The following is a 20,905-nucleotide window of genomic DNA, read 5'->3' as shown; positions in this document are numbered from 1 at the left end:
ACAGCATGTTCGAACAACTGGGACTGATCGGCTGCGGCCTGATGGGCGGCTCCTTCGCGCTCGCACTCAAGCGCGCGAAGCTGGTGAAACGCGTGGTGGGGTACAGCAAGTCGCCCTCCACCACCGAACGGGCGCGCCAGCTCGGCGTGATCGACGTGGCGGCGCCCTCGGCGCTGCTGGCGGTGTCGGGCGCCGACATCGTGCTGCTGGCGGTGCCGGTGGCGGCCTCGGAGGCCACCTTCAAGGCCATCCGCCATGGCATCTCGAACGAGACGCTGGTCATGGACGTGGGCTCGACCAAGGGCGACGTGATCGAGGCCGCGCGCAACGGCCTGCAGCGCCAGTTCGCGAGCTTCGTGCCGGCGCATCCCATTGCCGGCAAGGAGCTTTCGGGCATCGAGCATGCCGAGGCGTCGCTCTTCACTGGCCGACAGGTGGTGCTGACCCCGGTGAAGACCACGCTGCGCTCCAACGTGCAGCGGGCCACGCAGGTGTGGAGCGGCATCGGCGCCAATGTCGTCACCATGACGCACGAGGAGCACGACGGCGCCTTCGCCGCCGTGAGCCACCTGCCGCACCTGCTGGCCTTCGCGTACATCAACGGCCTGGCCGCCCAGCCGCAGGGCGAGCGCTTCCTGAGCCTTGCCGGCCCGGGCTTCCGCGACTTCTCGCGCATCGCCGCGAGCGACCCGGTCATGTGGCGCGACGTGCTGCTGGCCAACCGCGAGCACGTGCTGGAGCAGTCCCGCGCCTTCCGCAAGGCACTCGACGACTTCGAGGCGATGATGACCGCGAACGACCTGCCCGGCCTCGAGCTGTCGATCGCCGCCGCCAGCAGGACGCGGGCTGCCTGGAAGCCGGCCACGGACACATCGTCGCAGCAGCAGGACAACTGAGATGTTCTCGACGACCTTCCTCGACCTCCCGCCGCTTGCCGGCGCGGCCGGCACGGTCCGGCTGCCGGGCTCCAAGAGCATCTCCAACCGCGTGCTGCTTCTCGCGGCACTCGCCAGCGGCACGACAACGATCCACGACCTGCTCGATTCCGACGACACCCGCGTGATGCTCGACGCGCTGCGCGCCCTGGGTTGCGGCATCGACCAGACGGGCAGCACGCTGCGCATCACCGGTCTCGGCGGCCAGCTGAAACCCAACGAGGCGCTGCTGCCGCTGTTCCTCGGCAACGCCGGCACGGCGATGCGCCCGCTGACGGCGGCACTGTCGCTGCTGGGCGGCGAATTCGAACTCAGCGGCGTTCCGCGCATGCACGAGCGCCCCATCGGCGACCTCGTCGATGCGCTGACCCAGCTCGGCTGCCGCATCGACTACCTCGGAAATCCCGGTTATCCGCCGCTGCGCATCCATCCGGTGCCGCACGGCGACCTGGCGCTCGACGCCCCGATCCGCGTACGCGGCGACGTGTCGAGCCAGTTCCTCACCGCCCTGCTGCTGGGACTGCCGCTGGCTGCAGCCAACGACATCGTGATCGAGGTGGTCGGCGAGCTGATCTCCAAGCCGTACATCGAGATCACGCTGAACCTGCTTGCACGCTTCGGCATCCAGGTGCATCGCGACGGCTGGGAACGCTTCACGATCCCCGCCGGCAGCCGCTACAGCTCGCCCGGCGACATCCACGTGGAGGCGGATGCCTCCTCCGCCAGCTATTTCATCGCGCTCGGCGCCATCGCCTCCGGCGTTTCCGGCAAGGAAGGCATCCGCATCGAAGGCGTGGGCGCCGACTCCATCCAGGGCGACATCCGCTTCATCGACGCCGCCCGCCAGATGGGCGCGCTGGTCGACAGCGGCCCCAACTGGCTCGAGATCCGCCGCGGCGCCTGGCCGCTCAAGGCCATCGACCTCGACGCCAACCACATCCCCGACGCCGCGATGACGCTGGCCGTGATGGCGCTCTATGCCGACGGCCCCACCACGCTGCGCAACATCGCGAGCTGGCGCGTGAAGGAAACCGATCGCATCGACGCCATGGCCAACGAGCTGCGCAAGCTCGGCGCCACGGTCGAGGCCGGGCCCGATTTCATCCGGGTGCATCCGCTGGCGCAGGCCGGCTGGCGCCCCGCGAGCATCCGCACCTACGACGACCACCGCGTGGCCATGTGCTTCTCGCTGGCGGCGTTCAACCCGGCGGGCGTGCCGGTGCGTATCCTCGATCCGCACTGCGTCGCCAAGACCTTCCCCGACTACTTCGAGACGCTCTTCTCCGTGGCCCAGGCCACCGAGGTGCCGGTGATCTGCATCGACGGCCCGACCGCCTCGGGCAAGGGCACGCTGGCGGCCGAAGTCGCGCGCCTTCTTGGCTACCACTACCTCGATTCGGGCTCGCTCTACCGCGTGACCGGCCTGGCGATGCGCCGCGCGGGCCTGAGCGCCGACCCGGAACACGAGACCGAAGTCGCCGCCCTTGCCGCCGCCCTGCCCCTGCAGTTCACCGAAGGCAAGGTGCTGCTCGACGGCGAGGACGTCAGCGACGAAATCCGTACCGAAGCCGCCGGCATGGACGCCTCCCGCGTATCCACGCTGCCGGCCGTGCGCGAGGCGCTGCTGGCCCTGCAGCAGCGCTTCCGCCAGCTGCCCGGCCTGGTGGCCGACGGCCGCGACATGGGCACGGTGATCTTCCCCGACGCCGCGCTCAAGGTCTTCCTCACGGCCAGCGCTGCCCAGCGCGCCGAACGGCGCCATAAGCAGTTGATTTCAAAGGGAATTTCGACTACACTCGACAGTCTTCGCTCCGACTTGGAGGCCCGTGACGCCAGGGATTCGTCCCGCAGCGTCGCCCCCCTGAAGCCGGCGCAGGACGCCCGCCACCTCGACAACTCGCAGTTGTCCATCGAGCAATCGATCGACACCGTGTTGGACTGGTGGCAGGAAATTCAGCCGTTCAAGTCCGCTTGATCGGCCTGAAGTGACAGCTCTTCAGGTCCGCTTGAAAAGCTGGCGCCCAACGGCATATCCGTAGGTGCATACCGCTCCAGCAGGCTCCTTCCGCGCGACAGCGCACCGGCCTGCTGGTTGTTCAACCAACCGGGCTCACGCCCACAAAACCGCCGTCTACAGACCCACAGCAGCCGCACGCAATTTCGCAAGAGCGCCTGCCAACCCTGCCTGACGGAAGGAAACTAAATGTCTGAATCTTTTGCCGATCTGTTCGAAGAGTCCCTGAAGCGTTCCGAAATGCGCACGGGCGAGGTCATCACCGCCGAAGTCGTGCGTGTCGAACACAACCACGTCGTCGTCAACGCCGGCCTGAAGTCCGAAGCGTATGTGCCGATCGAAGAGTTCAAGAACGACAAGGGCGAACTCGAAGTGCAGGCCGGCGACTTCGTTTCCGTTGCCATCGGCAGCGTTGAAAACGGCTACGGCGACACCATCCTTTCGCGCGACACCGCCAAGCGTCTGGCTTCGTGGCTGGCCCTCGAGAAGGCGCTGGAATCGGGCGACTTCGTCACCGGCACCACCAGCGGCAAGGTCAAGGGCGGCCTCACGGTCCTGGTCAACGGCATCCGCGCATTCCTGCCGGGCTCGCTGATCGACACGCGTCCGATCAAGGACCTGACCCCCTACGAGAACAAGACCCTCGAATTCAAGGTCATCAAGCTGGACCGCAAGCGCAACAACGTCGTGCTGTCGCGCCGCGCCGTGGTCGAGGCCAGCATGGGCGAAGAACGCGCCAAGCTGATGGAAACGCTGAAGGAAGGCGCAGTGGTGCGCGGCGTGGTCAAGAACATCACCGAATACGGTGCGTTCGTGGACCTCGGCGGCATCGACGGCCTGCTGCACATCACCGACATGGCATGGCGTCGCGTGCGCCACCCGAGCGAAGTCGTTCAGGCCGGCCAGGAAATCACCGCCAAGATCCTCAAGTTCGACACCGAGAAGAACCGCGTGTCGCTGGGTCTGAAGCAGATGGGCGACGACCCGTGGATGGGCGTTTCGCGCCGCTACCCGCAAGGCACCCGCCTGTTCGGCAAGGTCACGAACATCGCCGACTACGGCGCGTTCGTCGAGCTCGAGCCCGGCATCGAAGGCCTGGTGCACGTCTCCGAAATGGACTGGACCAACAAGAACATCGCTCCGAACAAGATCGTCTCGCTGGGCGACGAAGTCGAAGTCATGGTCCTGGAAATCGACGAAGACAAGCGCCGCATCAGCCTGGGCATGAAGCAGTGCAAGGCCAACCCGTGGCAGGAATTCGCGCAGAACACCAAGCGCGGCGACCGCGTCAAGGGCCCGATCAAGTCGATCACCGACTTCGGCGTGTTCGTGGGTCTGGCTGCCGGCATCGACGGCCTGGTTCACCTGTCCGACCTCTCGTGGAACGAAGCCGGCGAAACCGCCGTTCGCAACTACAAGAAGGGCCAGGAAGTCGAAGCGATCGTGCTGGCCGTGGACGTGGACCGCGAGCGCATCTCGCTGGGCATCAAGCAGCTCGACAGCGACCCGTTCACCACCTTCACCACGGTGAACGACAAGGGCCAGATCGTGACCGGCAAGGTCAAGACGGTTGACGCCCGCGGCGCTGAAATCGACCTCGGCGAAGACATCGTCGGCTACCTGCGTGCTTCGGAAATCTCGCGCGACCGCGTCGAAGATGCCCGCAACGTGCTGAAGGAAGGCGACGAAGTCACGGCCATCGTCGTGAACGTGGATCGCAAGACCCGCAACATCCAGCTGTCGATCAAGCAGAAGGACATGGTCGACGAGCAAGGCGCCATGGCCAGCCTGAGCCAGCAGTCGGCACGCGAGAACGCGGGCACGACCAGCCTGGGCGCCCTGCTGCGCGCCAAGCTGGACAACAACGACAGCAAGTAAGCTGAGCCGGAAGACAGAGCAGGCCCTTGGGCCGCTCTGTCTTTTTTTTCGTCCACGTTTTTCGTTTATGTTTGGCCTATGACACGCTCGGACCTCGTCGAAGAACTCGCAGCCCGCTTTGCACAGCTCACGCACCGCGATGCCGAATACGCCGTCAAGACCATCCTCGACGCCATGAGCGACGCGCTGGTGCGCGGACACCGCATCGAGATCCGCGGCTTCGGCAGCTTCTCGGTCAACCGGCGTCCGCCGCGCATCGGCCGCAATCCGCGTTCGGGCGAGAGCGTGCAGATTCCCGAGAAGCGGGTGCCGCACTTCAAGCCCGGCAAGGCGCTGCGCGAAGCCGTCGACGCAAAGACAGCCGAGCTCGACGTGGGCAAGGAAGCCAAGGGCCGCAAGGCCTGACGCGCGGACGATCTAAATGCCTGCAAACGTAGAATGCTCCCGGCAACGGGAACGGCTATGAAATACCTCCTGTGGCTGCTCAAGGCAGCCATTTTTTTTACGCTCTTCGCCTTCGCGCTGAACAACCAGCACGACGCGACCGTCTATTTCTTCTTCGGCACCTACTGGCGCGCGCCGCTGGTGCTGGTCGTGCTCGCGGCCTTCGCGGGCGGGCTCGTGGTGGGAGCGCTGGGCATGCTGCCGGGCTGGTGGAAGCATCGCTCCGCAGCGGCGCAGGCACCGGCCGCAGCCGACACCCAGCCGGCCACCCCTTCGGCCGCCACGGCCGCTGCCTCGGCAGCAGCACCGACCATCTCCGCCACCGATCTTCCGGCCGTACGTCAACATGGACTTTGATCCCAGCTGGCTGCTGATCAGCCTGCCCGTCGCCTTCGTGCTGGGCTGGCTCGCATCGCGCTTCGACATCCGCCAGCTCAAGCTGGAGAACCGGCAGGCGCCCAAGGCCTACTTCCGTGGCCTCAACTTTCTGCTCAACGAGCAGCAGGACCAGGCCATCGACGCCTTCATCGAGGCCGTGCAGAACGACCCCGACACGCAGGAGCTGCACTTCGCGCTCGGCAACCTGTTCCGCCGCCGCGGCGAATACCAGCGCGCGGTGCGCGTGCACGAACACCTGCTGGGCCGCGGCGACCTCAGCCGCAGCGACCGCGAGCGCGCGCAGCACGCCCTGGCGCAGGACTTCCTGCGCGCCGGCCTGCTCGACCGCGCCGAAGCCGCGCTGCAGAAGCTCGAGGGCACGCGCTACGAGAACGAGGCACGGCTCGCGCTGCTGGCCATCTACGAGCGCTCGCGCGAATGGGCGCAGGCCGCCGACGTGGCGCAGAAGCTCGACGAATCCGACCAGGCCAGCTACAGCACGCGCCGCGCGCACCATCTCTGCGAGCAGGCGACGGAGCGCGTCGCCGCAGGCGACCTGCCCGGCGCCGAAAAGCTGCTGGCGCAGGCCGTCGAACTCGCGCCGCAGGCACCGCGCCCGGCCATCGACACCGCCAGCCTGCAACTGCGCAAGGGCGAGGCGAGCGCGGCCTTCGACACGCTCGTGGCCCTGAGCGACACCGCGCCGCTGGCGCTGCCGCTCTATGCCGCCACGCTGCAGCAGGCCGCCGTGGCCGCGCATCGCGAGGCCGATGCGCTCGAGCTGCTGCAGCGCCGCTACGTCGAGTCGCCCTCCATCGACGTGCTCGAGGCGCTGATGGCGCTCGGCGGCAAGCCATCCGCGACCACGGAAGAACCGAACCCCACGCCGCGCGACGGCTACATCGCGCATCTTGCGCAGCAGCCTTCGCTGGTCGCGGCCTCGCGCTGGCTCGCGGGCGAGCGCTTCGAGCACGAGCAGTTCCATCCGCAGGTGCAGCGCGCGCTCGACCAGGCCACGCGGCCACTCATGCGCTACCGCTGCGCGGCCTGCGGCTTCGAGGCGCACCAGTACTTCTGGCACTGCCCGGGCTGCCAGGCGTGGGACAGCTATCCGCCCCGCCGCGTCGAAGAACTCTGATCACGTTTCTGAACAATGGTCACATGAAGGCCGGCACGGCTTTCATGCGTCAACGCCCTGCTTTCGTGTCTCGTTGAGCGCGGGCCGACATTTCCGTCGGCTGTCACTCATCAACAAAATACAGGGAGTTTTCATCACCATGTTCAAGAAGATCCTGGCCACCACGGCCATGCTGTTCGCGGTTGCTTCGTTCGCCGCGGTCGACGTCAACAAGGGCACGGAAGCCGATCTCGATGGCATCAAGGGCGTCGGCCCGTCGATGTCCAAGCGCATCCTCGACGCACGCAAGCAAGGCGAGTTCAAGGACTGGCCAGACTTCATGCAGCGCGTGAAGGGCGTAAAAGAGAAGAAGGCGGCCAAGCTCTCGTCGGAAGGCCTGACGGTCAACGGCAAGGGCTTCGGCGACGCGGCACCCGCCTCGTCGAAGGGAACAACGAAGAGCACGAAGGAAGCGAAGTCCGCCAAGCCCTGATCCCGCTCCGGTAGAAATATGCAAGGCCGCCTTCGGGCGGCTTTTTCATGCGCGCGAGCATGCACGCCATGGCAGGGAAAAGCCTCAGAAAGTGGCCCGGAATTTGCACGTAAGCTTCCTTTCGTTTTGCTTTCACTACATTCCGGAGCGAGTCAATGAATCACAAGTTCGGCATTGCCCTCGCGGGCCTGACCCTCGGCGCCGCGGCCTTCGCCCAGACCAAGTGGGACCTTCCCACCGCCTACCCGGCAACCAACTACCACACGGAAAACATCACGCAGTTCGCGAAGGATGTCGACGCGGCCACGGGCGGCAAGGTGAAGATCACGGTGCATGCCAACGCGTCGCTCTTCAAGGCGCCCGAAATCAAGCGCGCGGTACAGAGCGGCCAGGCGCAGGCCGGCGAGATCCTGCTGGCCAACTTCGCCAACGAGAACCCGATCTACGCGCTCGACGGCGTTCCCTTCCTCGCCACCACCTACCCCGAGGCACGCAAGCTCTACGACGCGTCGAAGCCCGCCATGGAGAAGCTGCTCGCGGCCCAGGGCATCAAGGTGCTGTTCGTGGTGCCTTGGGCGCCGCAGGGCATCTACACCAAGAAGGAAATCGGCTCGGTGGCCGACCTGCGCGGCATCAAGTGGCGTGCCTACAGCCCGGCCACGGCCAAGATCGCCGAACTCATCGGCGCGCAGCCGGTGCAGATCCAGCAGGCCGAACTCAGCGCGGCCATGGCCACCGGCGTGATCGAGAGCTACATGAGTTCGGGCTCCACCGGCTACGACACCAAGACCTACGAGCACATCAAGAACTTCTACGACACGCAGGCCTGGATCCCCAAGAACGCGATCCTGGTGAACGCGAAGGCCTACGACGCGCTCGACGCCACCACCAAGGCCGCCGTCGCCAAGGCCGCGGCCGATGCCGAAGCCCGCGGCTGGAAGGTGGCGCAGGAGAAGAACGAGGAATACAAGCGCCTGCTCGCCGAGCGCGGCATGAAGATCCACAAGCCCTCGCCCAAGCTCGACGCCGACATGCGCCAGGTCGGCGGCATCATGCAGGCCGACTGGCTGAAGGTGGCCGGCGCCGACGGCGCCGCCATCGTAGACAACTACAAGAAAAAGTAGGCGATGCGCCGCTTCCTCGACCGCCTGTACGACGGTGCAGGCGCGCTCGGCGCGCTCTGCGTGTTCCTGATCTTCGTGCTGATGATCCTGGCCGGCGTGGGCCGGCAGATGAACTGGCACGTGAGCGGCCTCAACGACGTGGTGGCCTGGCTGTGCGCCGCCGCCGCGTTCTTCGCGATGGCGCATGCCTTCCGCCACGGCGACTTCGTGCGCGTGACGCTGCTGCTCGAATCGGTGTCGCCGAAGATCCGGCGCGTGCTCGACGTGGGCTGCCTGCTGGTGGCCGCGGTGTCGGTGGCCTATCTCACCTACTGGGCCACCAGCTTCACCTACGAGAGCTACGAGTTCGCCGAGATGGCGACGGGCCTGGTCGTCATTCCGATCTGGATCCCGCAGTCGACCTTCGTGATCGGCTGCTGGCTGCTGCTGATCGCCATGATCGACGAACTGGTCGGCGTGGTGCGCGGCGAGAAGCCCAGCTACCAGCGCGCCATAGAGGAGCGCCACGCGGCGGGCGACTTCTCCTCCGACGTCTGAACAACAACAGCAACAAAGACACCCGATGTTCGAAAACCTCTGGATGGGCGCGCTGCTGCTCGCGATCATGCTGCTGCTCCTGGCGGGCGGCGTGTGGATCGCGATGACACTGGCCATCGTCGGCTGGGTCGGCCAGGCCTTCTTCACCAACACGCTGCCGGGCAAGAACCTGTTCTCGGCCTTCTGGGAAAGCAATGCGAGCTGGGAGCTCGCCGCGCTGCCGCTCTTCATATGGATGGGCGAAATCCTGTTTCGCACCAAGCTCAGCGAGGAGATGTTCGAGGGCCTGCGCCCCTGGCTCAACCGCGTGCCGGGCCGCCTGATGCACACCACCATCCTCGGATGCGGCGTGTTCGGCTCGGTCTCGGGCTCGTCGGCCGCCACCTGCGCGACCATCGCCAAGGTGGCGCTGCCCGAGCTCAAGCGCCGCGGCTACAACGAGAAGCTGGCGATCGGCTCCCTCGCCACCGCAGGCACGCTCGGCATCCTGATTCCGCCGTCGATCACCATGGTGGTGTACGCGGTGGCGGCAGACGCGTCGATCATCCGAATCTTCCTAGCCGGCTTCCTGCCGGGCTTCCTGCTGATGCTGCTGTTCTCGGGCTACATCGGCTGGTGGAGCCTGCGCAACCCGGGCCAGGTGCCGCCGGCCGATCCGCCGACCACCTTCATGGAGAAGATCAGGCTGTCGGGCAACCTCATTCCCTGTGCCTTGCTGATCGTGTTCATCGTCTGGGTGCTGGTGGCCGGCTGGGCCACCGCCACCGAGTGCGCGGCCTTCGGCGTGCTGGGCTCGCTGGCCATCGCAGCCTGGGGCCGAAGCCTCACCTGGAAGAACTTCAAGGACGGCATCATGGGCGCCACGCGCACCAGCTGCATGATCATGTTCATCCTGGCCGGCGCCGCCTTCCTCACCAAGACCATGGCCTTCACCGGCATCCCGCGCGAGCTGGCGGAGTGGGTCGACAGCATGCACCTGTCGCCCTACGCGCTGATCGGCGCGCTGGTGCTGGTGTACCTGGTGCTGGGCACCGCGCTCGACGGCATCTCGATGATCGTGCTCACAAGCGCGGTGGTGCTGCCGATGATCCAGAAGGCGGGCTTCGACCTGATCTGGTTCGGCATCTTCATCGTGCTGCTGGTGGAGATCGCCGAGGTCACGCCGCCGGTGGGCTTCAACCTCTTCGTGCTGCAGAACATGACGGGCAAGGACAGCAACGTGATCGCCAAGGCGGCGATCCCGTTCTTCTTCTGCCTGGTGCTGTGCATCGTGCTGATTACGCTGTTCCCGAGCATCGTGACGATCCTGCCGGACGTCGTGATGGGCAGGGAGAAGTAGCGCGGCCTGGCAGCCCGGCGGCATGCGGATAATCGCCGTCATGCTGCTGAACGTCATCGTCATCTGCCTCGCCGCATGCGTCGGCGCCCTCATGCGCTGGGGCTTCGCGCTCTGGCTCAGCCCCGGCGGCCTCATTCCCTGGGGCACGCTGGCGGTGAACCTGATCGGCGGCTACCTCATCGGCGTGGCCATCGGCGTCTTCAGCGGCCTGCCGGACATCAACCCCGCATGGCGGCTGATGGTGATCACCGGCTTCCTCGGCACGCTCACCACCTTCTCGAGCTTCTCGGCGGAAGTGGTGGGCATGCTGACCAGCGGTCGCTTCGGACTCGCAATGGGCACCATCGCGCTGCACCTGGGCGGTTCGCTGTGCATGACCTGGCTCGGGCTGCGCACAGTGCAGGCTTTCTCCTCCTGAATCGCATGAAAGCCGGGTGAAAAACTGCCTTATGTCTTGCGGTTATAGATAAGGCTTTCCATAGGGTCGGCCGATAGAATCGACCCCAATGCCCCTGGTCTTTCTCGTCGCCCTCCCCTTCATTGCCAGCGTGCTGGCCGCGTTGATGCCTTCCAACGCGCGCAACAGGGAGTCGACGCTGGCAGGGCTGGTCGCGCTGGGCTGCGCCATCCAGGCCGCATGGTTCTTCCCGCAGATCGCCAACGGCGGCGTGTTGCGGCAAGAAATCGAATGGCTCCCCGCACTCGGCCTGAACCTCGTGTTCCGCATGGACGGCTTCGCATGGCTGTTCTGCATGCTGGTGCTGGGCATCGGCGCGCTGGTGGTGCTGTATGCGCGCTACTACATGTCGGCCTCCGACCCGGTGCCGCGCTTCTTCTCGTTCTTCCTCGCGTTCATGGGCGCGATGATGGGCGTGGTGCTCTCGGGCAACCTGATCCAGATGGTGCTGTTCTGGGAGCTCACCAGCCTGTTCTCCTTCCTGCTGATCGGCTACTGGCACCACCGCCGCGACGCGCGGCGCGGCGCGCGCATGGCGCTCACCGTCACCGGCGCGGGCGGGCTTTGCCTGCTGGCCGGCGTGCTGGTGCTGGGGCGCATCACCGGCAGCTACGAACTCGACAAGGTGCTGGCCTCGGGCGACATCATCCGCGCGCACGCGCTCTACCCCGTCGCGCTCACGCTGATCCTGCTGGGTGCCTTCACCAAGAGTGCGCAGTTCCCCTTCCACTTCTGGCTGCCGCGCGCCATGGCCGCGCCCACGCCAGTGTCGGCCTACCTGCACTCGGCCACCATGGTGAAGCTGGGCGTGTTCCTCATGGCGCGGCTGTGGCCGGTGCTCTCGGGCACCGAGCAGTGGTTCTGGCTGGTGGGCGGCGCTGGCGCCATTACGCTGCTGCTCGGCGGCTTCATCGCGATGTTCCAGCGCGACCTGAAGGCGCTGCTGGCCTACTCGACCATCTCGCACCTCGGGCTCATCACGCTGCTGCTGGGGCTGAACAGCCCGCTGGCCGCCGTGGCCGCCGTCTTCCACGTGATGAACCACGCCACCTTCAAGGCGTCGCTGTTCATGGCGGCCGGCATCATCGACCACGAGACCGGCACGCGCGACATCCGCAAGCTCAGCGGCCTGATGCGGCTCATGCCGATCACCGGCACCCTGGCCATCATCGCCAGCGCCTCGATGGCCGGGGTGCCGCTGCTCAACGGCTTCCTCTCGAAGGAGATGTTTTTCGCGGAGACGGTGTTCATCCAGGCCACGCCGTGGGTCGACTTCAGCCTGCCGCTGATCGCCACGGTGGCCGGCATCTTCAGCGTGGCGTACTCGGCGCGCTTCGTGTTCGACGTGTTCTTCGGCCCGCCCTGCGGCGACGAGGTGCCCAAGCATCCGCACGAGCCTCCGCACTGGATGCGGGTGCCGGTCGAGCTGCTGGTGCTGGTGTGCCTGGTGGTGGGCGTGGCGCCGGCGTGGTCGGTGGGGCCGATGCTCGCCGCGGCTGCATCTCCGGTGGTCGGCGGCACGCTGCCCGAATACAGCCTGGCCGTGTGGCACGGCTTCAACCTGCCGCTGCTGATGAGCTTCGTGGCACTGGCGGGCGGCGCCGCGCTGTACCTGCTGCAGCGCCGCCAGCGCGAGCGCGGCGGCCTCGAGAACACGCCCCTGCTGCACCGCTTCGACGGCCAGGTCATCTTCGAACACATCATCGCGCTGCTGAGCGAGGCCGGCCGGCGCAGCCGCCGCCTCTTCGGCACGAAGCGCATGCAGTGGCAGTTGCTGCTGCTGGTGGTGGTGGCAGTGGCGGGCGCGACCGCTTCCCTGCAGCTCACGCCCGCCGCGCCCGGCACGCGCGAGCTGCTGCCCTTCTCGCCGATGTTCGCCATGACCTGGCTCATCGGCGGCACTTGCGCGGTGGCCGCCGCGTGGCAGGCCAAGTTCCACCGGCTGGCGGCGCTGATGCTGGCCGCGGGCGCGGGGCTGGTCTCGTGCGTCACCTACATCTGGTTCTCTGCGCCCGACCTGGCGCTGACGCAGCTGGTGGTCGAGGCCGTCACCACGGTGCTGATCCTGCTGGGCCTGCGCTGGCTGCCGATGCGCAGCAAGGACGTGGTGCAGCCCGCGCGCGCGCGGCTCAAGCCGTGGGGCCGGCGCGGGCGCGACCTGCTGATCGCCGCCATCGCCGGCAGCGGCATGGCCGCGCTCGCCTGGGCCATGATGACGCGCACCTTTCCGCAGAGCATCTCGCCCTTCTTCCTCGAACGTGCGCTCACCGAGGGCGGCGGCACCAACGTGGTCAACGTGATGCTGGTCGACTTCCGCGGCTTCGACACCTTCGGCGAGATCACGGTGCTCGGCATCGTCGCGCTCACCGTGTATGCGCTGCTGCGGCGCTTCCGCCCCGCCATCGAATCGATGTCCCTGCCGATCCAGCAGCGGCTGCAGGCCGACGACGGCAGCAGCGACCTGCTGAACCCGCGCCGCGCCAAGGACACCGCCGTGGGCTACCTGATGGTGCCGGCCGTGCTGGTGCGCCTGCTGCTGCCGGTGTCGGTGCTGGTGTCGGTCTACTTCTTCATGCGCGGCCACAACGCGCCGGGCGGCGGCTTCGTCGCGGGGCTGGTGATGTCGGTCGCGCTGGTGCTGCAGTTCATCGTCTCGGGCACCGAGTGGGTGGAAGAGCACCTGCGCATCTACCCGCGCCGCTGGATCGCCATGGGCCTGCTGCTGGCGCTGGCCACGGGCGGCGGCGCCGTGTTCTTCGGCTACCCCTTCCTCACCACCCACACCGCGCACCTGCACCTTCCGCTGCTGGGCGAGGTGCACGTGCCCAGCGCCCTCTTCTTCGACATCGGCGTGTTCGCGCTGGTGCTCGGCGCCACCATGCTGATCCTGACCGCGCTGGCCCACCAGTCGATACGCAGCCACCGCTGGGCCGACGAGCAGAAAGAAAAGGAAGCCGAGGCGACCGCCGCCGGTGCGACCGAGGGAGGAGCCGGCTGATGGAAATCGTGCTCGCGCTCGCCATCGGCGTGCTCACCGGCTCGGGCGTCTACATGCTGCTGCGCCCGCGCACCTTCCAGGTCATCATGGGCCTGACGCTGATCTCGTACGCGGTCAATCTCTTCATCTTCAGCATGGGGCGGCTCAAGGTCGACAGCGAGCCGGTGCTCATCAAGGGCCTGACCGCCACGCTGGCCAACACGGCCGACCCGATGCCGCAGGCACTGGTGCTCACCGCCATCGTGATCGGCTTCGCGATGACGGCGCTCTTCCTCGTCGTGATGCTCGCCTCGCGCGGCATCACCGGCACCGACCACGTGGACGGTGAAGAACGGCAGGAGGCGGAGTGAAGGAGGTTTTTCATCTGCTCGACCAGTTGCTCGAGTTCAGCATGCCGCACCTGGTGGCGGTACCGATCCTCGTGCCCATGCTCACGGCCGCGCTCATGCTGCTGCTGGGCGAGAACCGCCGGCGCGCCAAGTCGGCGCTGAGCGTGGTTTCGGGCCTGGTCGGCCTGCTGGCCGCGCTGGCGCTGCTGCGCTGGGTGAATGCGCCCGACACGGGCGGCGGCCCGGGCTCCATCGGCGTGTACCTGCCGGGCAACTGGCGCGCGCCCTTCGGCATCGTGCTGGTGGCCGACCGGCTCTCGACCATGATGGTGGCGCTCACCGGCGTCATCGCCTTCGCGGCGTCGATCTACTCCACCTCGCGCTGGGACCGCGCGGGCGTGCACTTCCATCCGCTGCTGCAGCTTCAGCTCATGGGCCTGAACGGCGCCTTCCTCACGGGCGACCTGTTCAACCTGTTCGTGTTCTTCGAGGTGATGCTCGCGGCCTCCTACGGCCTGCTGCTGCACGGCTCGGGCCGGCTGCGCGTGCAGGCGGGGCTGCACTACATCGCGATCAACCTCGCGGCGTCGTCGCTGTTCCTGATCGGCGCGGCCATCCTCTACGGCGTGACCGGCACGCTCAACATGGCCGACCTTGGCATGCGCATCGCCGAACTCGCGCCGGGCGACCGCGGACTGGTGCACGCGGCCACGGCCATCCTCTTCACCGCCTTCTTCGCCAAGGCGGGCGCGTGGCCGCTCAACTTCTGGCTGGTGCCGGCCTACAGCTCGGCGGTGTCGCCGGTGGGCGCGGTGTTCGCGCTGCTCACCAAGCTGGGCGTCTATACCGTGCTGCGGCTGTGGACGGTGCTCTTCGCGCCAGACACCGGCGCATCGGTCGCCTTCGGCCAGCCGGTGCTGGTGGGCGCGGGCATCGCCACGCTCTTCGTGGCGGCCTTCGGCATCCTCGGTACGCAGCGGCTTTCCAACCTCGCGGGCTTCAGCGTGCTGATATCGGCCGGCACGCTGCTCGCCGCCGTGGGGCTGGGGCAGCCGGCCGTGTGGGCCGGCGCGCTCTTCTACCTGCTGAGCTCCACCCTCGCGGTGAGCGCCTTCTTCCTGCTGATCGACATGATCGAGCGCTGGCGCAACGCAGGCATGAGCGTGGCGCCGCACGAGGCCGCCGGCACCGCGCCCTTCCTGGCGGAAGACCTGAGCGCGCTGAGCGACGTGAACCTCGACGACGACGCGCAGGCGCTCTATGGCCGCGCCATTCCGGCCGGCGTCGCCTTCCTGGGCCTGAGCTTCATGATCTGCACGCTGCTGCTGACCGGCCTGCCGCCGCTGTCGGGCTTCGTCGGCAAGTTCGCGATGCTCTCGGGGCTGATGAACGGCAGCGGCGGCAGCGGCGTGATCGGCACGACCGGCTGGACCTTCCTGGTGCTGCTGATCGCCTCGGGCTTCCTTGCGCTGATCGCGCTGAGCCGCACCGGCATCCGCCATTTCTGGACCCAGCCGCACGGCAACCTGCCGTCGCTGCCGGCGCTCGAAGTGCTGCCGGTGGCCGGGCTGATCGCGGCCTGCATTGCGCTCACGGTCTGGGCCGAGCCGGTGATGCGCCACGCGCTGGCCACCGCCGAGGGCCTGCGCGCGCCCACGGCCTATCGCGCGGCGGTGATGGAGGCGCGGCAGGTGCCGAACCCGGTGCCCACCGCCAAGGCCGAAGGAAAGGCAGGCGCGCAATGAAACGCCTGATTCCCTCTCCGCCGCTGTCGCTCGCGCTGTTCGTCATCTGGCTGCTGCTCAACCAGTCGCTCGAAGCGAGCACGCTGTTGTCGGGCGTGCTGCTCGCCATCGCCGTGCCGCTGCTGACCAAGGGCCTGCGGCCCGCCACGGTGCGCATGCGCCGCCCCGGCGTAGCGCTGCGGCTGTGCGGCGTCGTGCTCTACGACATGTCGGTGTCGGTGTTCGCGGTGGCGCGCGCGCTGCTCACGCGCCGCAGCGAACACATACAGGCGAGCTTCGTGCGCATCCCGCTCGACCTGCGCGACCCCAACGGCCTCGCGGTGCTCTCGATGATCATGTGCCTCACGCCCGGCACCGCCTGGGGCGAGGTGGCCTTCGACCGCAGCACCCTGCTGATCCACGTGTTCGACCTCGACGACGAAGCCGCCTTCATCGCGCAGATCAAGCGCCGCTACGAACGTCCGCTGATGGAGATCTTCGAATCATGACGCCCATCCTTTTCTGGTCGCTCAAGTTCGCACTGTTCCTGCTGGCGGTGGCGATGCTGTGCGCCGTCGCGCGCCTGCTGATCGGCCCTTCCGCCCAAGACCGCGTGATGGCGCTGGACTGCCTCTACATCAACGGCATGCTGATGATGCTGGTGCTGGGCATCGTCTACGCGAGCGACGTGTACTTCGCCGCCGCGATGCTGATCGCGCTGTTCGGCTTCGTGAGCTCGACGGCGATGGCAAAGTTCCTGCTGCGCGGGGAGGTGATCGAATGAGCGCCGCGCCGGGCCGCCACCAGCAAGCTCGCACCGCAGTGCGAAGCACGGAGGTATTCCGATGACCGATTTCATCGTGGGCCCGCTGCCGCTGTGGGCCGAGATCGTCACAGCCGTCTTCGCGGTGCTGGGCGCGGCCTTCGCGGCCATCGGGTCCTTCGGCCTGGTGCGGCTGCCGACCTTCTTCCGACGCATCCACGCGCCCACGCTGGGCGCCACCGGCGGCGTGTGGTCGATGACGGTCGCGACCATCGTGTATTTCTCGGTGCAGGGCCACAGCCTCTCGCTGCACGGCGTGCTGATCGTGCTCTTCGTGGCGCTCACTACGCCGGTCACCACCATCTTCCTGATGCGCGCCGCCTTGTTCCGCGAACGGCAGAAGAACGGCGACGTGCCGCCGCCAGCACCTTCGGACCAGGGGCCGATCCCGCCCTACGAGGGCTGATCGAACCGGGTTGCGGCCCCGGTCACGCGGCCAGCAGCCGCTCCTTGGCCTGCGCCACTTCCATCTCGCGCGGCAGCGTCACCGCGTTCTTCACCGCGAGGATCTCGGCCATCACGCTCACCGCGATCTCCGGCGGCGTCTTGCTGCCGATGTAGATGCCGATGGGCCCGCGCAGGCGCGCGAGCGACTCCTCGGTCTGGTCGAAGTGCTCGATCATGCGGCCGCGCCGGGCATCGGCATTGCGCCGCGAGCCGATGGCGCCGACGTAGAAGGCCTCGCTTTGCAGCGCCTCCAGCAGCGCGAGGTCGTCGAGCTTGGGGTCGTGCGTGAGCGCGACCACGCAGCTGCGGCGGTCGGGTTTGAAGGCAGTCACGGCGTCGTCGGGCATCTCGGTCGTGATCTGCACGCCGGGCAGCGACCAGGCCGTGCGGTACTCGGCGCGCGGGTCGCACAACGTGACTGCGAAGCCGCTGAACTTGGCCATGGTGGCGAGGTATTCGGCGAGCTGGCCGGCGCCGATCAGCAGCATGCGGTACTCGGGGCCGAAGGTGTTGGTCAGCTCGGTGTCGTTCACCGTGAGCTCGTCGGGCGCCTTGGCTTCGGCGAGCCGTACCGCACCGGTGGCGAGCGTCACCGTGCGCTGCATCAGCTTGCCCTGCTCCAGCTGCGCTACCAGCAGTTCGAGCGAGCCGGCGTCGGGCGCGTATTCGAGCAGCAGTTCCAGCGTGCCGCCGCAGGGCAGGCCGAAGCGATGCGCCTCGTCGGCGGTGATGCCGTATTTCACGAGCGAAGGCGGCGCGCCAAGCGGCACGTCTTCCGCCTTGCCGTGGGCATGGCTGTAGCGCGCGATCAGGTCGTCCTCGATGCAGCCACCGGAGACCGAGCCGACCACCGCACCGTCTTCCGCCAGGGCCATGATCGAGCCCACCGGGCGGGGAGACGAGCCCCAGGTACGCACCACCGTCGCCAGCAGCGCGCGCTTGCCGGCACGCCGCCAGTCGCGCAGCGTGCGCAGCACCATGACGTCGAGGTTTTCCATGACGCTGCCGTCCCGCGTTCAGGCCGCGTCGCCGCCGGGAGCGGCGGGCGCGTCCTTGTCGTCCTTCTTGCCGAGGCCGATCTTCTTCATGAGGCCGGACATCATCCCGCTCTTCTCGGCGGGCGCCTCGGCAGCTTCCGCGGCAGGAGCGGGCGGCGGGCCGTAGCGGCTCTGCATCTCGGCCTCGAAGCGCTTGAAGAAGTCGTCGGCCGTGGACTTGGCGGCGCCGTCTATCAGCCGCTGGCCGAGCTGGGCGATCTTGCCGCCGACCTGGGCCTGCACGGTGTAGTCGAGTTCGCAGCCCGTGGGGGCGGCGTCGGGCGGCGTTGCCGAATCGGCCTCGTGCGCGACGGCATCGCCGGCAGGAGCTGCTGCCGCTTCCACGGCAACCGGCTTGAGCGTGACGCTCGACGATCCCTTGGCGAATCCGGCCACGCCGCCCTGCCCTTCGAAGGTGAGCTTGTAGCCGTCGGGCGCCACGATGTCCGACAGCAGCACCTTGCCGTTGAACTTGGCCGAGACCGGACCGATCTTCACGGCCAGCGCGACGCTGTACTGGTTCTCGCCCGTGAGCTCGAACTTGTCGCAGCCGGGAATGCACTTCTTCAGCGTTTCGGGGTCGTTGAGCGCTTCCCAGGCCTGTTGTTGGGTGACGCCTAGGCGGCGGTTTCCGAGCATTTCCATGGTGGGTTTCCTTTATCTTCCTTCCCGTGCGCCGCTAGCGGCCCGACCGCATCAGGGCGGCGAGGCTCGCTGCGAGCTGTTCGAGTGCGCTGAGATTGTGAACCGCCAGCATCGCATCTGCTTGCCGGTGCAGCACGGCGGCCCCACGCGCCAGAGGGGCGTAGCCCTCGAAGCGCAGCAAGGGGTTGAGCCACAGCAGGCGGCGCGAATGGCGCTTGAGCCACAGCAGCTCATGCTCCAGCAGCGAAGGCTCGCCGGTGTCGAGCCCGTCGCTGATCACCAGCACCAGCGTGCGGCGGCCGGTCAGCCGGCGGGCATGCGCGTGGCGCAGCTCTGCCAGCGAGGCGCCGAGCCGGGTGCCGCCCGCGAAATCGTCGATGGCGAGGCTGGCGGCGCCCAGCATCGCGTCGGTGTCGGCCAGCCGGAAGGCCGGCGTCAGGTCGGTCAGCCGGGTGCCGAAAGCGAACACGTCGCGCCGACCCGCCCGGCGTGTAGAGGCATGCAGGAACGCCAGCAGCAGCCGCGCGTAGCGCTCCATCGAGCCCGAGACGTCGACCAGCACCAGCAGCGGCAATGGCTGCTCGCGCCGGGCCAGCCGTGGCAGCCGCATGATCTCGCCGCCGGTGCGCGCTGCCTCGTGCAGCACGCCCGGCCAGTGCATGCGGGCATGCTGCCGGCCCGCCTCGCCGGCCACGCGCAGGCGGCGCGACGGCAGTTCGGGAATGGGCAGGCGGATATCGCGCGCGAGCCGCTCCACCAGCCGGTATTCGGCGGCGCCGAGCGCGTTGAAGTCGGCGTGCTGCAGGCGCTGCCTGTCGCTCGACGTCATGGCGGCATCGAATTCGACTTCGCGATCGGGCTTGGCCGGCTCCACCGGCTTGGCAAACGCGCGCGGTGCGCTGAGGGCCTCGCGCACGCGCGGCCGGCGCTTCGAGGGCTCGGCCTTGCCTTCGGCGCTCGGCAGCATCTGGGCAAGCAGCTTGTTGGCCAGCTCCGGGTCGCGGAACCAGGCGTCGAAGAGTTCGCGGAACACCATGCGGTCCTGCTCGCGGCTGACCATCACCGCCTCCATGGCGGCGCTCAGATCGAGCTTGTCTTCCACGCCCACCAGCGTGGCGGCCTCGTCGGCCAGCGCGATACGCATCGCGTCGGTGCGCACGCCCGCCCGGCGCAGTGCGCGGCCGAAGGCGGCGATGTTGCCCGCGAGCTTGCCGCTGCGGACGTCGCCGAGTTGCTGCACGCCGGTGGTGGCCATCGACCGTTCACGCCTCGGGCTTGAGCAGATCCGACGCCAGCTCCTGCGTCAGCGCGGCCACGTCGTCGCGCTGCTTGAACAGGATGCCGGCGGTGTCGACCACCACCTCGGGGTCGAGCTCCACGGTGTCGAGCGCGATCAGCGCCCTCGCCCATTCGACGCTCTCTGCGATGCCGGGCGCACGCTGGAAGGCGTTGGCGAACGGCGTCTCGCGCAGCCGCGCGACGAAGGCCGCCACCTGGGCCGACAGCTTCTCGCCGGCCTCGGGCACCTGCGCGCGCACTATGGCGAGTTCGCGCTCGCGCTCCGGGTAGTCCAGCCAGTGATAGAGGCAACGGCGCTTCACTGCGTCGTTGAGTTCGCGCGTACGGTTGCTCGTGAGGATGGTGACGGGCGGCGCCACGGCGCGCACCGTGCCCAGCTCGGGAATGCTCACCTGGTACTCCCCCAGGTATTCGAGCAGGAAGGCCTCGAAGGGCTCGTCGGCACGGTCGACCTCGTCGATCAGCAGCACGGCGCCCGGCAGCGGCGTCTGCAGCGCCTGCAGCAGCGGGCGGCGGATCAGGTAGTGCGGCTGGTAGACCTCCGCCTCCACGTCGCGGGCCGCGCCGGTGGCCTCGGCGGCGCGCATGTGCAGCAGCTGCGCCGCGTAGTTCCATTCATAGAGCGCCTCGCGCTGCTCCAGACCGTCGTAGCACTGCAGGCGCAGCAGCTCTCGGCCCAGCGCCGTCGACAGCGCCTTCGCCAGCTCGGTCTTGCCGACGCCGGGCTCGCCTTCGAGCAGCAGCGGGCGCTGCAGCTTCAGCGCGAGGAACACGGCAGTCGCCAGCCGCCGGTCGGCGAAATAGCCGGCCTGCATGAGTCCGGCGGAGAGGGAGTCGATGCTCGGGAAGATCATGGCGAAGCGTAGCGGAAGACGCGAGGCTGTCGC

At 67.8% G+C, this 20,905-nt stretch carries 21 protein-coding genes; 17 read left to right on the top strand and 4 right to left on the bottom strand.

Annotated elements, in window-relative coordinates:
• The first annotated feature begins 5 nt into the window (after positions 1-5).
• The 17 genes from FHT32_RS11080 to mnhG all read left to right on the top strand — a co-directional run bounded on the left by FHT32_RS11080 (position 6) and on the right by mnhG (position 16,996).
• Positions 6-896 (top strand): prephenate dehydrogenase/arogenate dehydrogenase family protein, encoded by an 891-nt coding sequence (locus FHT32_RS11080; RefSeq protein WP_176664673.1) that lies wholly within the window; start codon positions 6-8, stop codon positions 894-896.
• 1 nt (position 897) lies between these two features.
• Entirely contained in the window at positions 898-2,910 is a 2,013-nt protein-coding gene (locus FHT32_RS11075; RefSeq protein ID WP_176664672.1) for a bifunctional 3-phosphoshikimate 1-carboxyvinyltransferase/cytidylate kinase, read from the top strand.
• Between the two features lie 228 nt (positions 2,911-3,138).
• A complete protein-coding gene (gene rpsA, locus FHT32_RS11070; RefSeq protein WP_019654767.1) occupies positions 3,139-4,827 on the top strand; it encodes a 30S ribosomal protein S1 in 1,689 nt (562 codons plus the stop codon).
• Positions 4,828-4,905: 78 nt separating this feature from the next.
• On the top strand, positions 4,906-5,232 hold the full coding sequence (locus tag FHT32_RS11065) for an integration host factor subunit beta (RefSeq protein WP_176664671.1): 327 nt from the start codon (positions 4,906-4,908) through the stop codon (positions 5,230-5,232).
• Between the two features lie 57 nt (positions 5,233-5,289).
• On the top strand, positions 5,290-5,628 hold the full coding sequence (locus tag FHT32_RS11060; RefSeq protein WP_176664670.1) for a lipopolysaccharide assembly LapA domain-containing protein: 339 nt from the start codon (positions 5,290-5,292) through the stop codon (positions 5,626-5,628).
• Positions 5,618-6,787, top strand: a complete 1,170-nt coding sequence (gene lapB / locus FHT32_RS11055) for a lipopolysaccharide assembly protein LapB (protein ID WP_176664669.1) — start codon at positions 5,618-5,620, stop codon at positions 6,785-6,787. Before FHT32_RS11060 ends, lapB begins: the two co-directional genes overlap by 11 nt.
• Before the next feature lie 139 nt (positions 6,788-6,926).
• Complete coding sequence (locus FHT32_RS11050; RefSeq protein ID WP_176664668.1) at positions 6,927-7,259, top strand: helix-hairpin-helix domain-containing protein; 333 nt, start codon at positions 6,927-6,929, stop codon at positions 7,257-7,259.
• Positions 7,260-7,414: 155 nt separating this feature from the next.
• Positions 7,415-8,383: a TRAP transporter substrate-binding protein gene (locus FHT32_RS11045; RefSeq protein WP_176664667.1), complete on the top strand. Its 969-nt coding sequence runs from the start codon at positions 7,415-7,417 to the stop codon at positions 8,381-8,383.
• A gap of 3 nt (positions 8,384-8,386) precedes the next feature.
• Entirely contained in the window at positions 8,387-8,920 is a 534-nt protein-coding gene (locus FHT32_RS11040; protein WP_176664666.1) for a TRAP transporter small permease, read from the top strand.
• Between the two features lie 25 nt (positions 8,921-8,945).
• Positions 8,946-10,259, top strand: coding sequence for a TRAP transporter large permease (locus tag FHT32_RS11035; RefSeq protein ID WP_176664665.1), 1,314 nt, complete (start codon positions 8,946-8,948; stop codon positions 10,257-10,259).
• Between the two features lie 40 nt (positions 10,260-10,299).
• The gene (crcB, locus tag FHT32_RS11030; RefSeq protein WP_176664664.1) at positions 10,300-10,677 is read left to right on the top strand and encodes a fluoride efflux transporter CrcB; all 378 of its coding nucleotides are present in this window, start codon (positions 10,300-10,302) and stop codon (positions 10,675-10,677) included.
• 88 nt (positions 10,678-10,765) lie between these two features.
• Positions 10,766-13,714 carry a monovalent cation/H+ antiporter subunit A gene (locus FHT32_RS11025; RefSeq protein ID WP_176664663.1) on the top strand — a complete coding sequence of 983 codons (2,949 nt, stop codon included), beginning with the start codon at positions 10,766-10,768 and terminating at the stop codon, positions 13,712-13,714.
• On the top strand, positions 13,714-14,064 hold the full coding sequence (locus tag FHT32_RS11020) for a Na+/H+ antiporter subunit C (RefSeq protein ID WP_093199043.1): 351 nt from the start codon (positions 13,714-13,716) through the stop codon (positions 14,062-14,064). The genes FHT32_RS11025 and FHT32_RS11020 overlap by 1 nt, the downstream gene beginning before the upstream one ends.
• A gap of 41 nt (positions 14,065-14,105) precedes the next feature.
• A complete protein-coding gene (locus FHT32_RS11015) occupies positions 14,106-15,788 on the top strand; it encodes a monovalent cation/H+ antiporter subunit D (protein ID WP_176664978.1) in 1,683 nt (560 codons plus the stop codon).
• A complete protein-coding gene (locus tag FHT32_RS11010; protein WP_176664662.1) occupies positions 15,785-16,276 on the top strand; it encodes a Na+/H+ antiporter subunit E in 492 nt (163 codons plus the stop codon). Before FHT32_RS11015 ends, FHT32_RS11010 begins: the two co-directional genes overlap by 4 nt.
• Positions 16,273-16,551: a K+/H+ antiporter subunit F gene (locus FHT32_RS11005; RefSeq protein ID WP_019654754.1), complete on the top strand. Its 279-nt coding sequence runs from the start codon at positions 16,273-16,275 to the stop codon at positions 16,549-16,551. Before FHT32_RS11010 ends, FHT32_RS11005 begins: the two co-directional genes overlap by 4 nt.
• Positions 16,552-16,612: 61 nt before the next feature.
• Positions 16,613-16,996, top strand: coding sequence for a monovalent cation/H(+) antiporter subunit G (mnhG, locus tag FHT32_RS11000; protein ID WP_176664661.1), 384 nt, complete (start codon positions 16,613-16,615; stop codon positions 16,994-16,996).
• Between the two features lie 22 nt (positions 16,997-17,018).
• Here mnhG and FHT32_RS10995 read toward each other — a convergent pair whose 3' ends face one another.
• Genes FHT32_RS10995 through FHT32_RS10980 form a run of 4 tightly spaced genes read right to left on the bottom strand, consistent with a single transcriptional unit; the run spans position 17,019 to position 20,872 of the window.
• Positions 17,019-18,035 (bottom strand): XdhC family protein, encoded by a 1,017-nt coding sequence (locus FHT32_RS10995; protein WP_176664660.1) that lies wholly within the window; start codon positions 18,033-18,035, stop codon positions 17,019-17,021.
• Between the two features lie 18 nt (positions 18,036-18,053).
• The gene (locus tag FHT32_RS10990; RefSeq protein WP_176664659.1) at positions 18,054-18,719 is read right to left on the bottom strand and encodes a CoxG family protein; all 666 of its coding nucleotides are present in this window, start codon (positions 18,717-18,719) and stop codon (positions 18,054-18,056) included.
• Between the two features lie 34 nt (positions 18,720-18,753).
• Positions 18,754-19,974: a VWA domain-containing protein gene (locus FHT32_RS10985; protein ID WP_176664658.1), complete on the bottom strand. Its 1,221-nt coding sequence runs from the start codon at positions 19,972-19,974 to the stop codon at positions 18,754-18,756.
• A 7-nt stretch (positions 19,975-19,981) separates the two neighbouring features.
• On the bottom strand, positions 19,982-20,872 hold the full coding sequence (locus FHT32_RS10980) for a MoxR family ATPase (RefSeq protein WP_176664657.1): 891 nt from the start codon (positions 20,870-20,872) through the stop codon (positions 19,982-19,984).
• Between the last annotated feature and the right edge of the window lie 33 nt (positions 20,873-20,905).

Source organism: Variovorax sp. SG517 (assembly GCF_013376045.1).
Classification (GTDB): domain Bacteria; phylum Pseudomonadota; class Gammaproteobacteria; order Burkholderiales; family Burkholderiaceae_C; genus Variovorax.
The sequence above is the reverse complement of the archived record's forward strand: the minus strand, read 5'-3'. Positions and strand labels throughout refer to the sequence as shown.